14 protein-coding genes are annotated in these 12,506 nt (G+C 45.6%); 8 read left to right on the top strand and 6 right to left on the bottom strand.

The window, feature by feature from the left end:
- Positions 1–279: 279 nt before the first annotated feature.
- The 3 genes from GF309_08090 to GF309_08080 are packed head-to-tail and all read left to right on the top strand — an operon-like array spanning position 280 to position 3,163.
- A complete protein-coding gene (locus GF309_08090) occupies positions 280–1,317 on the top strand; it encodes a hypothetical protein (GenBank protein MBD3158731.1) in 1,038 nt (345 codons plus the stop codon).
- Positions 1,318–1,362: 45 nt separating this feature from the next.
- Positions 1,363–2,202: a hypothetical protein gene (locus tag GF309_08085; GenBank protein ID MBD3158730.1), complete on the top strand. Its 840-nt coding sequence runs from the start codon at positions 1,363–1,365 to the stop codon at positions 2,200–2,202.
- Positions 2,078–3,163 (top strand): GNAT family N-acetyltransferase, encoded by a 1,086-nt coding sequence (locus GF309_08080; GenBank protein ID MBD3158729.1) that lies wholly within the window; start codon positions 2,078–2,080, stop codon positions 3,161–3,163. Before GF309_08085 ends, GF309_08080 begins: the two co-directional genes overlap by 125 nt.
- A gap of 114 nt (positions 3,164–3,277) precedes the next feature.
- Here the strand turns inward: GF309_08080 and GF309_08075 are convergent, their stop codons facing one another.
- The 3 genes from GF309_08075 to GF309_08065 all read right to left on the bottom strand — a co-directional run bounded on the left by GF309_08075 (position 3,278) and on the right by GF309_08065 (position 4,889).
- The gene (locus GF309_08075; protein ID MBD3158728.1) at positions 3,278–3,715 is read right to left on the bottom strand and encodes a PIN domain-containing protein; all 438 of its coding nucleotides are present in this window, start codon (positions 3,713–3,715) and stop codon (positions 3,278–3,280) included.
- Entirely contained in the window at positions 3,688–3,909 is a 222-nt protein-coding gene (locus tag GF309_08070) for a hypothetical protein (protein ID MBD3158727.1), read from the bottom strand. The genes GF309_08075 and GF309_08070 overlap by 28 nt, the downstream gene beginning before the upstream one ends.
- 281 nt (positions 3,910–4,190) lie before the next feature.
- Complete coding sequence (locus GF309_08065) at positions 4,191–4,889, bottom strand: DUF1614 domain-containing protein (protein MBD3158726.1); 699 nt, start codon at positions 4,887–4,889, stop codon at positions 4,191–4,193.
- A 250-nt stretch (positions 4,890–5,139) separates the two neighbouring features.
- On the opposite strand from GF309_08065, the gene GF309_08060 reads away from it, so the two are divergent.
- A complete protein-coding gene (locus GF309_08060) occupies positions 5,140–5,973 on the top strand; it encodes a TSUP family transporter (GenBank protein MBD3158725.1) in 834 nt (277 codons plus the stop codon).
- Between the two features lie 279 nt (positions 5,974–6,252).
- The gene (locus GF309_08055) at positions 6,253–9,072 is read left to right on the top strand and encodes a hypothetical protein (GenBank protein ID MBD3158724.1); all 2,820 of its coding nucleotides are present in this window, start codon (positions 6,253–6,255) and stop codon (positions 9,070–9,072) included.
- Here the strand turns inward: GF309_08055 and GF309_08050 are convergent.
- Together GF309_08050 and GF309_08045 are read right to left on the bottom strand one after the other, a co-directional pair.
- Positions 9,001–9,294, bottom strand: coding sequence for a hypothetical protein (locus GF309_08050; protein MBD3158723.1), 294 nt, complete (start codon positions 9,292–9,294; stop codon positions 9,001–9,003). The genes GF309_08055 and GF309_08050 overlap by 72 nt on opposite strands.
- 15 nt (positions 9,295–9,309) lie before the next feature.
- On the bottom strand, positions 9,310–9,639 hold the full coding sequence (locus GF309_08045) for a hypothetical protein (protein ID MBD3158722.1): 330 nt from the start codon (positions 9,637–9,639) through the stop codon (positions 9,310–9,312).
- Between the two features lie 410 nt (positions 9,640–10,049).
- Here GF309_08045 and GF309_08040 point away from each other — a divergent pair, with 410 nt between their 5' ends.
- The gene (locus GF309_08040; protein ID MBD3158721.1) at positions 10,050–10,649 is read left to right on the top strand and encodes a leucine-rich repeat protein; all 600 of its coding nucleotides are present in this window, start codon (positions 10,050–10,052) and stop codon (positions 10,647–10,649) included.
- A 102-nt stretch (positions 10,650–10,751) separates the two neighbouring features.
- Here GF309_08040 and GF309_08035 read toward each other — a convergent pair whose 3' ends face one another.
- Positions 10,752–11,087, bottom strand: coding sequence for a hypothetical protein (locus tag GF309_08035; GenBank protein MBD3158720.1), 336 nt, complete (start codon positions 11,085–11,087; stop codon positions 10,752–10,754).
- Positions 11,088–11,632: 545 nt separating this feature from the next.
- Between GF309_08035 and GF309_08030 the strand changes: the two genes are divergently transcribed.
- Together GF309_08030 and GF309_08025 are read left to right on the top strand one after the other, a co-directional pair.
- On the top strand, positions 11,633–11,893 hold the full coding sequence (locus GF309_08030) for a hypothetical protein (GenBank protein ID MBD3158719.1): 261 nt from the start codon (positions 11,633–11,635) through the stop codon (positions 11,891–11,893).
- A 127-nt stretch (positions 11,894–12,020) separates the two neighbouring features.
- Positions 12,021–12,506, top strand: a 486-nt coding sequence (locus tag GF309_08025; protein MBD3158718.1) for a hypothetical protein, incomplete at its 3' end; no start/stop codon positions are given.

Below are 12,506 nucleotides of genomic sequence, written 5' to 3'. Positions count from 1 at the left end.
TTCACACTTTCTCCGTGTTTCGTGTTTCCATGCCTTTGATGGTAATAGTTAAGGGATATCCATATTTTTCAGCTGTCTGACTTTGTTGTAAATGAATCATATGCAAAGTGTAATGACCTCTAGCCCCTCCTAAGCCGATCTCGTCGCATTTTACTAAAATGGTTACCTATTTGAGACATCTATCATATGTTCATATTGATTTGGTGAAAAGCAAATGAATTAAATGCAAGTCCGTTTGGCTTTAGATAAGCATTTGAATTCATCAGGAGACATATTCAGTTGGCCTCGACAACCACACGAAAGCTAAACAAGGTCCGGAATTCATTCTACGTCTATCTGCCAAAGCCATGGTGCGACAAATATGGTTTGAATGAAGATTCGGAAGTCAAAATCAAGGAGACCAGCGACGGAACGCTCAGAGTTTTTCCACCCGAATTCGAACATCAGAAATCAAGTGGAATTGCCTTTACTATCGACGAAGATTTCTCTCTTAACCTACACAATATTCTCATTGGTGCCTATGTCGTAGGAGCAACCAAACTTGAGCTGAATTTCAGCGAGTCCTTGGATATGGCCGAACGACAGGAAATAAGTCAGTCAATTCGGAGGCTTCCAGGATTCGAGATTCTGGAGGAGCATTCCAACAGTATATCAATTCGTGATACCAGTGAGAAGCAGATGGTCGTGTCTATTCTGAAACGACAATTTGCAACAACCAAATACATGCTGTCAGAACTGGCCGATGCAATCGCAACTGGTGACTACAGTGACGCACAGCATATACTCATGCGGGATGAGGATGTAGATCGACACAGGTATTTTGTAGAACGCCTTTGTCATCTTGCGCTTCGTGATCCTTCCTACGCTCGGAAGATTGGGATACCTAGCTCAGATTGTCTGCATTTCAGTCTCGCTGCCAAGTATGTTGAGCGTATGGCAGATCACGTTTGTGGTGCCGTTGAACATCTAGGCGAATCAATTGCATCTTTGGATTCCATTGCTGAAACAGCTCACGAACTACTTCGAGTATATAACAAAACAAAAACTGCATTCTTCTCCAATGAGCGCGCTTCAGATCACCTACGAGAAAATGGGAGCGTTTCCTACAAAGCCGAGGAAACGTTTGAGGCATTGCACGCTGCGGAGGACATTGCTGACAAGCTGTCTAAGATGGGTACTTCGCCAAATGGCCTCGGGGCGAAGCCGGCCCTTTTGCTGCTTCACATGGAACGAATCGCCTCCTACTGTTCTGACGTTGGCGAAGTTGCAATCAACAGAAGCATCCAGTCAAGTCTTGAAAATCCAGAGCCTCAGTAGCATGCTTCATTAAGGAGCTCATCAACACGAAAGTAGGAGCCTACCTTGAATAACCATGATGAATCTCGCTCAAAGCGATTGAACGAACTGAATGGTAAAGAGTGGGTCAAAGCAACGAAATCATGGTTCGTTCTGAATCCAAAAGCCCGTAACTCCAAGCAAGTTCAACACCCGGGCAAATTCCCGGAAGAGCTCGTGGAGAGATTTGTTCGGTTTTTTACCAATAGTGGAGAATGGGTGCTTGATCCCTTTGCTGGCGTCGGTAGCACTGCAGTAGCATGCAAAACACTCGGACGGAATTCTGTTAGTATCGAGCTGGTTCCCAAATTCGCTAGAATCGCCAAAGAGCAAATCACTAAACATGAAGGCCATGGTGATCATAAAGTCATTCTAGACGATGCGATGAAAGGGGCTCCCCTTCTTCGGAATCATTTTGATGGAGATTCACCCACCTTCGATTACCTGATAACAAGTCCACCTTATTGGAATATGCTGAGGAAATCCAGGGGTAATAATGTTACAACACAGAAGGAACGTAGAGAAGAGGGGCTGAAAGAATACTATAGCGATTTGGATGTTGATATTGGAAACATAGAATCGTACAATGACTATCTTCAGGCTGTAACGAAAACAATCGAAGGTTACTACGAGCTTATGAGAGATGGATCCTATCTCACTATTATCGCCCAGAATATGCGTGATACTGATGGAGATTTGAAGGCCATAGCGTGGGATTTGGCTAGGTTTCTTTCAAAGACCTATGATCTCAAGCAGGAACAAATCTGGTGTCAAGATAACAAACGGCTTGGTTGCTGGGGCTTTCCGACAACGTATGTATCAAACACGCATCATCATTACTGTATCATTCTTCGCAAACCCAAGTAATGCAGACCATAACATCGGCTCTCAATCGTTTCTTGATGGAATGCATCAATCTCCGGGATTCATAAAGCCGTTAGTTGACCAGATTAGTATGACTTCTGAGATTCGGCGGCTCAGAAAAGAGGACCAGGCCCTCGTGGACGAGCTATGTGCAGGCATATGGAGTGGTAATGATTACGTGCCAAACCGATTCAGCCAATGGGTAGAGGATGAGGACACCATTGTGCTTGGCACACTCGACGACGACAAATTGATTGCAATAATCGCTATGGTCCCTATCTCTCGGGGCGGGGTCACCTGGGCGAAAGGCCTGCGAGTTCATGAGGATTACCGTGAAGAAGGAAAGGCAACCGAAATCGTAGAACACTTGGTCGATACAGCTCAAGATGAAGGCTACGCGCGGATGTGGTACGCCACTAGCTCGCGTAACAAGGCATCTATGCATGTGGCAGAGAAGGTAGGTTTTGAACTCACCGAGCAAGTTGGATACTTCCGACTGGATGCACCCTTCCCGAAACGACCGAAACCAAGTCCTACTATCAAGCCACTAAGAATCGATCCCAGGCGGCTTCACAAAATGGCGAAAGAAACTGGCCTCTTTCAAGGTTCGAAAATCCCCGTTTCATGGGAATTCGAAATGCCAACACTTCAAGGTCTCAGAAGACTGAATGAAGAAACCGATTTCTACATCATAGTAAACGACCATGGCTCGATAGAAGCGATGTACTTCACGGAGGATGTCAGCAGAAATGGATCTGAACGCGTTGCCGTCACTATTTTTGCGCTCGATAGAGGCATCTTCATCGATACAGTTGCTCGATTGCTTGAGGAGTCTGAAAGACACGAGCTGGATCAAATTGCCTTCTTTCTGGGACCCAATGCCACCGAATGGTCAGAAACGATGCTGATCATCCCCAAGAAATACGAGGGCCGCCGCTTCGTGTTGTATGAGCGTGAACTGTAATTTCGTTGTGGAAGATAATTCCAAAGCTTGCTTGATGGAGCCTAGCTTTGTTCATCACCTTAAACGCGAAATATGCTAATCGCATGGTTCTATCTCTCTAGATATTCAATTGGGCTAGACATCAGTTGGATTCAGTCTGGTTAAACCTTCTATTCTGTCATAGACATGATCTGTTGATACAATGATGCTATCTGGATTGTCATCACTAAGTGAAACTGCGGCATAGATTGCATCAAAGATGGATCCCAGATGATAATTCTCCAAAAGATAGAGCGCCGCTAGTTGATGCTCAGGTGTGAATGGAATAACTGAAAGATGGGGGAATGTCACAATATGTCCTATGACATCACGAACGGATGATACGTTAGTGAGTTTATCCAAGACGTAGTACAACTCAATTGAGAAGACGCTAGGAATTACAACTGTTCCAAAATCACCCCGTTCGATCTTTGAGAAGAGACGGGTTGCATGAGATTTTAGATGATTCTTCTTTTTATAGAAGGCTAAAACCATATCATTCTCAATCAGCACTCTTGCTCTTTCCTCCTCCACCTCTTGGATACATCCTCAGAAATTTCGGTTTCTGCTCGTTTAAGAAGATCTGAAATGGAGCCCTCGATATCCAGTTCTGGCTTCTCTGAAGGAACAGGAATGAGAATATGGTAAGATCCAAGAGTGAGAAGGAAAAACGTATCTCCTTCGATTCCTGCTTTCTTCGGGATTCGAATCTGCCTCTGGTCATCCATCCGAACTCTGACCATCATTTTGATACCCTGAGTGAATGTCCAACAGATTTGATTTAAGGTTATGGCCCTATTTGGTTTTGTGTGGTCGGATGTGTTCTAAGCTGGTCTCTTTGACGTTTGTGAAATGCCAGGAACATCCTGTGAAACCCTTCCGCGAGAGTTGTGACGTGCCAGAAGATGAGACAAAAGTAATCACATGATAGATTCTTCAATTCGCAAATCAGCATGTCTAAAGCGCATCTTCTGAAAACTCCTCAGGATTAGGATTCTATGTTTGTTGTCTAAACAAAGAAGACGGCTAGCAAACCAGCAAGGAAGACCCCATCCCAGGTTCCTGCACCGCCAATTGAAGCGCTACCTGTTTGCAGTTCGGCGATCTTGTTGAGGTTAAGTAGATCGGCTCCAATCAGCGTACCGAGTGTGCCTGATACGTAAGCAAGAACATGCGGACTGAACATCCCCGGTAGGAACAGCATAAGCGCAGTTGAGGCAATACCTGCAACGAGAGGGGGGAGCAGTCCAGGTGTTACAATCCCCACATTAGGCTCGACTCTGGCAATCGCCTTGACAAAGACTGATACGATGAGAATGCCTAACAGTGCAACCGGAATCGTTTGAGGGTGAATGAGAAGCAAATAGGCGCTTACAAGAACTGGAATTACCGCCCCACCAAGATTAACACTGATAAGCGTCTCGCCCGGGCAGTCAGGTTGCACGACACGATAGCTGAATCCCCATAGTGAGACATACTCAGCATCGGGGCATTTGTCGGATTGTGATTGAATTGTGGTAACAGGTATGTTCACCATGCTACCTAGAAGAGATCCAATGATAATGACAATAACAAGCCAGGGTTCAATTCCCAGCTGTACGAAGACAACGCCAGCGAACTGGAATAATAGGATCCCCATGATGATGCTTGCAAGGATTGCAAACACGGAGAAACTTCGTTTGCTGTGCTGCAGTCGTGAATCACTCATTATTGTTCGGTCTAACAAATGAAAGACTACTATTTATTCTTCTGTAACGTGAACATGCCAATGGCTCTGCTGCCCGGAGAAGTGAATCCAGCCATAATTAAGAAGCCAGCTAACTGATGAAATGATTGTCGAAGAATTAGGTATTTGCACCAATACCGCATATGTAATTTTATTAATGCCCCTTAATGACCCGCAGTTAGGAAAATGCCGAAATCATCATAGCTATTGAGCTGATTGAGGTTTCAAACGAATGCATAATCTCGTGATTATCGTATTCCTGGTCTTACTTTTTGCAAGCTTGGCAGGTTCTACTGGTATTGGCGGAGGCGGCTTCTTTACCCCGGTTCTTCTGATAGTAGGTATCTTAACCCCTCACGAGGCTATTCCGTTATCCAAAGCTATCATCTTGGGGGTGGCTACAGGAGCAGTCCTACTCAACATAAGGAACAAGAAGGTTATGTACAAATTCGCATTCTTGATGGAGCCATTCACAATCGCCGGTACCCTTATCGGTGTCCAACTAAATATGTTCCTTCCTGGAACGATTCTGTTAGTCCTATTGGTTCTGGTTCTGAGTCTAACCGGACTCAAGACACTCTATTCTGCCAAGGAGAAGCGACATCATATACTGAATGGTGATGATTGTAGTCAAGTCCCTGAATCCTCAGCAGAAACACAGAAGTCGGCTGCCACATGTGAACCCAAATCATTCCGACAGAAATGTTTGGGGATAGTCGGTGCCTTATGTGCAGGTATACTTGCAGGAAGTGTAGGTATCGGGGGCGGCTTATTGAAAGTTCCATTGATGTTGGAGTTAGGCCTTGCCGCTGAATTTGCGGCTGGAACCGGTAGTTTGATGGTTCTTTTCACTTCATTATCTACTGTTACTCAGTTTGTAATTTTCCAACGACTTGGGCTCTTAGTGGCTCTGGGATTTTTCATGATTGGTTTCCTAGGCTCTTTGATTGGATCCTATTGTTCCCGTTTTCTCAGTGAGGGGTATAAGCTGCAGATTGTCCTAGCGGGGTTGATTTTGCTCTCTACTGGAATGATATCTATGCAGTGGGTTTTTGTTGCTGCTTGATGGACTGATCATATAGCATTCAATCTCATGCAGCAGTTTGGTTTCATATACACTGTGTAATTTTCCAAGCATATACCACCAGAGATACTATATGCAGACCGAATTCACCTGATTAATGCTCCTTTTCATAATTTTATTTTTTTAGTAATTGCCATTATTCTCATTATTGTAATAATACAAACTATAAATGCTTATTAGTAGGAGCGACGCTCGCGGGCGGACTACGCCCCCTTGGGGCCCAAAATAACCACTAACGAATCTTTACCACTGGTGAACTACTTGAAAATAAAACACATTTCTATATTAGCCCTTGCGCTCGTTCTCCTGCTTCCTGCTGTAACACCCATGTTTGCAGAGAATGGATTAACAGCCACCACGGAAGATGCTACATCAGGACCGCTAGAAATCATAGAACCAGCAGCAACAGGATATACCAACCATGGCCCGATAACAATCATAGATGATGCCAACTTTACTGACTACGGTTTTCCTGGGAACGGTAGCCAGAGCAACCCCTACATCATAGAAGGGTACAACATCACCACAGATGGTGATTGCATCTACATTGAGAACGTACAGTCCCACTTCGAGATTCGGGGAAACCTACTTGCGTCTGCTACCACCAAAGCTGGGTGGGGTGTGCGCATCGTCACCACGGGAAATCATAGTCTTGTTTACAACAACACCGTAGTGGACAAGAACCGAGGTATCGGGGCAATGGAGGCCCCCGTAGATATCATCAACAATACCGTGGACAGCCCCAACTCGGGAATCTACTGCTTTCGGCCAGAAGGCATTGTTGAAAACAACACAGTTTCCAATATACCGGGTGGTTACGGAATTCGAGTCTGGCAGGGAAATGACATAACAGTCAGAAACAACACAGTCACAGATGTCATGTCGGTGCACGGAGGTCTGTCTCTCTATTACAGCACTGATATCAATGTGGTGGAAAACACCTTCGTAAGGTCGGGTATTGAGCTTACTCTCACCACCGTTGAAGCCCATGCCCGCCACAATTTCACCGATAATGTGATTAACGGATTACCATTGGCATATCTCTGGAACACCTCTGGAACCGATCTTGATGTGAACGGTTACGGCCAAGTTATTGTGGCCAACTCGACAGATATCACTCTCCGGAACGGAGCGATCAATGAAACTATCTCTGGTATCCAGATTTGGAACAGCGAAAATATTACAGGGGTTGACCTTGTCTTTGGAAACAATGATCAGGCAGTCTCTGTGCACTACTCCGAGAATATTCTGGTAACCAATTCTACGTTCGAAAACAACAACCGAGGTGTCAAGCTTGCATCTTCAATATCATCCAATGTCTCAGGTTCCACATTCACGGGCTCATTAGGGTACAGCATAGAGACTTCCAGCTCTACTCAAGAAAGCTTATTCAAGAACAACTCTTTCTACGGAGCGTCCATTGGCATTCTTTTGGCTCATGACAATATGTCAGTCATCAATAACAGATTCTTTGATTGCGATTACTCAATTAGAGGATTCAACAGCAAGAATGTCACTGTACGTGGGAACTACGTTACTGGGACAACCTTTTCCGCAATGTACCTCTATAACACGGTAAACTACACGATCATACAAAACGAGGTCATAAACAACAACCAGAAGGGGATCGAGCTGTCTGGTGCTTCCTCTGAAGATAATCGCGTATATCACAACTACATCGGGTGGAATACCCCAAACGCCTATGACACTGGGACCAACAATGTTTGGGACGACGATGTAAACGTGGGCAACTACTGGCACGATTACAGTGGTTCTGGCACCTATTCGATTAGCGGCACTGCTGGCGCCATCGACAGATATCCCAGCATCATCAGACCCATCGTAAGCGCTCCTGCCAACATCTCTTACGAAGAAGGAATGACAGGCAATAACATCACGTGGGGAGCATTATCATATGATCCAGATCAGTACACAGTGCTCAGAAACGGAACTTCTGTTGCCGATTCAAGCTGGGCCGGAGAGGATATCACTGTCAGCACTGACGGCCTTTCAGCAGGTCTCTACAACTTCACTGTGACCGTGCTCAACAGTGCTGGTGCTAAGAGTAATGACACAGTCTGGGTACACGTGATTGCATCGAGTGCACCACATATCGACTCTCCATCCGACCGCTCATTCGCAGAGGGCACCCTCTGCCTTCATCTAACTTGGACTGCCAATGATGACTTTCCTGCCACGTACACCGTGTTCAAGAACAGCACGGTTTTCGATTCAGGTGTATGGAACAGCAGTGAAATCAGAATCTCACTGGATGGCTTGGTCGTTGGCGAGTACAATTTCACAACGCTGGTAACAGATGAGGCTGGCAACAAAGCAGCAGACTCGGTCATTGTGACCGTCCTTGATGAAACATCCCCGACTACCTCGAGCCCAGCAGATGAGGTAATTGAGTATGGTATGACCGATGTCTCCGTTAGCTGGGAATTGCAAGATGGTCATCCAGTAGGCTACGAAGTCTTCCACAACGGAACAAGCGTCCAGTCAGGCGAATGGAGTGTGACAGGCGAAATCATAACGATTTCATTGGAGGGATTCGGTCTGGGTGTTCATAATCTCACTATTGTAGCGACAGACATTGGTGGAAACACAGCAGCTGACACGGTCTTTGTAACCGTAGTCGACTCCGAAAATCCAACCATCGATAGCCCGCAAGATGTGTCCGTTGCAGAGAATGCTACAGGCGTAACAGTGGCGTGGAACGCTAGCGATGATACTCCTGAGTCCTACTCCATCTACAAGGATGGTGAGCTGTTCAGAGAAGGTGAATGGAACTCTTCTGAGGAATCCATTTCAGTGCTGCTTGATGGCTTTGCAGTGGGTGAATACAATCTCACCATTGTCGTCGAAGACGCAGCTGGCAATACAGTCTCAGACACCGTCATCGTCATCATCACAGAAGTGACTGATACCACCACAACAGCCACGACAACGACATCCACAACAACTGAAACCACTCCGGGTATCGGTGATCCGCTTTCTTCACTCGGTCTAGTGGCGGCTGTAGTGGGTGCTGTCATTGGCATAGTAATCATAGTCTTGGTGATTCGCAAGCGAAGTTGAAAGAAGAAGAGGGTTGGGGGTAGGCCCCTCCAACTCCTCTACACCAGTATTCTCAGTAAACCGTTTGCGGCAATTGCTTCGAAGGTACACCCGAGGATAGGCACCAAGTGAGTACAGCATATCGAATTTGTCAGCCCTCTCCACAGCAGTCACCTCAGCTTCTCTTGACTTTGCTAGCTGGATGCCAATAGTTCCAATGCTTCCACCTGCACCATTGATCAAGATCCGCTGACCGTCCTAGATTTCCGCCTTCTCCATGAAATGTAGTGCCTCCGTTCCACCGATGGGAATCGTGGCGGCTTCAGCGTAGCTCATGTTTCTTGGTTTCAATACAACAGTACTATCCTCGGAAAGAGTTGTGTACCCGGCATACGTTCCCAGGTCAAAACCAGTGGCTGCGAATATTTGATCACCAGACTTGAATGAAGTAACCTCTTCTCCAATCGATTTAACTTCCCCGGCGCATTGTTGTCCTAGCTTTTTCTTCCTTGGACCACGGATTCCAAATCCAAGTCGTATGATGAGCTTTAGTCCAAGGCTGTATTGCGGGACATTCTGAGCTCGCATTTCACAATCCCCCATGACCACTGAGGTTGCATGGAATTTTATCAAGAGTTCGTCATTCTCGGCGACAGGTTACTCAACTTCTCTTAGTTTCAGAACCTCGGGAGGGCCATATCTCTCGCATATGACCGCATTCATCTTTTCCATATCCTTCGATTCGCTTAACAAGATATTAGTGTGATGCTAATTGATTTTGAACTGATTCGGTGCAGACATATCGAGTTCTCTTCGATATTCATCGCTATCTTGAGACATGGAGAAGTATCTTTTTTTCAGAAAGGAAACAAAGGCAAAAATGAGTGCCAAACCGGGAATACCGAATATGGATCTCGAAGTAACTATATGATGATGGTTCCTTCTTCGAGCTGCAAACAACAAACAGGTATTTCTAGCCGCATTAGCCATGGAAAGGCATGCACTCCTCTGAAAGCGATTCTGTTCCATTGACCTACCAGTCCAAGGGCCGTCAAAAAATGGTACAAGTGAGAACAGATGCTGCAGTTGTTGATTTGAAACGGCTATGCATTCACAAACTCGACTTAGGGCCTCTCTCTTCCTGCAAACGAATGCACACACTTAGATTGGGCTCCAATAATATCTCGGAGATTGATATCAAACCGCTAGCTGAGTGCACAAATCTTCGCTACCTACATCTCTATAGAAATCAACTGGAATCAATCGACCTCAGTGCTCTTGCCTCGTGTGAGAATTTCATGGCTCTTTCACTGAATGAAAACCGAATCCAAGAAATCGACCTGACCCCTTTGGGCGAATGCAGGAATCTAAGAGGGTTGTACATCAAGAGAAACCGACTTGAGCAGATCGATATCGAACCCCTTCAGAATTGCCCAGACCTGCGAGAGATTAATTTGAGCTTCAATCGGTTGCATAACGTTGCTCTTGCCCCTTTGGATGACTGCGACCATCTTGAAAGAATCGATCTCAGAGGTAATCCTATTGAAGAAACCGACCTCACTCATATGAAGGAAAGTGTGGATATCATGATTGATTAGATTACGAATGTTCGAGATTGATTTTGAATTTCCGAATAGTTGGTAGCATCCAGGTAACATAAGCGGTATTGAGGAAATGTCCTACCTCAACGACGATAATTCCTATTCATTTTTCTCCTGGTCCTCTGAGCTATAAACGTCAAAGATCAGCCATACATTTACGAAAATCAGGATGTTCAGGAGCAGGGTACCGAGATTCCAAAGCAATGGAACTTCGGTAATCACATCAGGGAAATAGGGACTCGCTTGCACCCAGAAACATGTTAATGGCAAACCATACGCCGCTGTTAGTATTGATACAAGCACCAGTAGTTTCCATGTGGTGCCTGCTTCTTCGATTTTCAAAGCCGCGGCTAGCAGAATTCCTACAATTACACCAATTATATCGCCAACAAGCATGAGAGCAGCGAATTCTGCTACTGTCCGGAATGGAACCATCAAACCACCTTATGAATTGCCAAGAGCATGATGTTCGGCTGATGGACCTAACGGAATACTGATTGTTTATTTGACTTCTGCCGGACAATCATAGCAAATTCTCAAGTGGAACTCCGCCGAATTCCACCTCTTCTGCACATTCATCACAGAGAGGGATATTGTGCCAATGGTATCTTTTTACTTCGCCTTCAATCTCTTTCTTACATCTCGCACATTTGGTCATGTTCTCATCTCCATTTCGAAGAGGGGTTGGTTCTGCTTGTCCCCCGCACAGCTTGTGGAGATATGTGAGTTGGGAGGATTCAACAGAGTACACCCCACATTTCATTTACCACTAATAGTGGTGTTATAAGATTTTTTGCAACTATCATAATCTGATTCATGGGAGATCAGTATCCCACTGCAATTGGCGCTGAGATTACTCAGCAACCGAGAAGGGTTGGCATTGAATTTCGGAGATTGATGTGTGGTAAGAACTACTTGATGAAGCAATCTTGTGGAAAGCTTCAAGTGCGATTGACCCTATTCCTTCGCAGTGGTAGAGAATGGTACTGCAAACATACTGGCCGGGCCAATTCAATCCGCCCTTGGTCCAAACCCAAATCATGACCATCTCATTCATCATACTCCTCTTGGTGGCTTTACTTTGTTGTATTTGCAGAAACTTAGAGGACAAAAAAGAACAGGAAAAGGTGGAGAAAGAAACTGTGGAACGAGAAATTCGCTATTTGGTGGTGTGTCCATATTGCGGCACCAAGAATCCACAAGGCAAAGAACGATGCAAGAACTGTGATGGCAAATTGTAGAGTATTGAGAAACTCTGCATGAGTATTTCCGGCTGCTCGTTTGGTATCTCAGCTATGAGAATGCAATGAATTATACGCCTTGCCGCCTATCTGATGGCAATTAGACTCATCAGGAGAATGAATCAACATGCAGGTTGGAAAACAGGGCAAAGCTCAGGTCGTGCAAGGGTGTCCCTGTTTCCGTCCACTGCACCATGAATACACAGATGATGAACGAAGAATCCTCTGTGTCAACGACGAAGATGTTCGCGAAATGAAGCTCTCAGCTTTCCCTAGCTGGAAACATGCGATGCTAGAAAAGAATGAAGACCGGAAACGGTTTCGAGCTGTTAATCGGAAGCTGTGCTATGCCACCGTGTACCTGGATTCTAGCTACGGATGTGTCTATTGTGTGTTTCAGGGCTGGCCACTGCGAATTCACGAGAGAGACGTAGCACCCGAGGATGTAAGAGATACAGCAGCAGCTATGCTCGGAAATATGACACGAATATGGCTGGAGCCGGGACCCCCTGTAGACCTGGCGTTGATACGGAGGCGAATATTGGATGCAGAGGAATACAAGCCTGAATGGAAGTACTATCGACTCATGCAGTACTTGCCCGAGCTACTGGGC

It is taken from the genome of Candidatus Lokiarchaeota archaeon (assembly GCA_014730275.1).
Taxonomy (GTDB): domain Archaea; phylum Asgardarchaeota; class Thorarchaeia; order Thorarchaeales; family Thorarchaeaceae; genus WJIL01.
This window is presented reverse-complemented; position numbering and strand designations above follow the sequence as displayed.

What these genes read in the sequence shown, in the direction of transcription:
- GF309_08080 (MBD3158729.1), top strand. Translation starts at nt 2,078, where the DNA reads ATGATCTCAAGCAGGAACAAATCTGGTGTCAAGATAACAAACGGCTTG.
- GF309_08070 (MBD3158727.1), bottom strand. Translation starts at nt 3,909, where the DNA reads ATGGATGACCAGAGGCAGATTCGAATCCCGAAGAAAGCAGGAATCGAA.
- GF309_08065 (MBD3158726.1), bottom strand. Translation starts at nt 4,889, where the DNA reads ATGAGTGATTCACGACTGCAGCACAGCAAACGAAGTTTCTCCGTGTTT.
- GF309_08060 (MBD3158725.1), top strand. Translation starts at nt 5,140, where the DNA reads ATGCATAATCTCGTGATTATCGTATTCCTGGTCTTACTTTTTGCAAGC.
- GF309_08045 (MBD3158722.1), bottom strand. Translation starts at nt 9,639, where the DNA reads ATGCGAGCTCAGAATGTCCCGCAATACAGCCTTGGACTAAAGCTCATC.
- GF309_08040 (MBD3158721.1), top strand. Translation starts at nt 10,050, where the DNA reads ATGCACTCCTCTGAAAGCGATTCTGTTCCATTGACCTACCAGTCCAAG.
- GF309_08035 (MBD3158720.1), bottom strand. Translation starts at nt 11,087, where the DNA reads ATGGTTCCATTCCGGACAGTAGCAGAATTCGCTGCTCTCATGCTTGTT.
- GF309_08030 (MBD3158719.1), top strand. Translation starts at nt 11,633, where the DNA reads ATGGTACTGCAAACATACTGGCCGGGCCAATTCAATCCGCCCTTGGTC.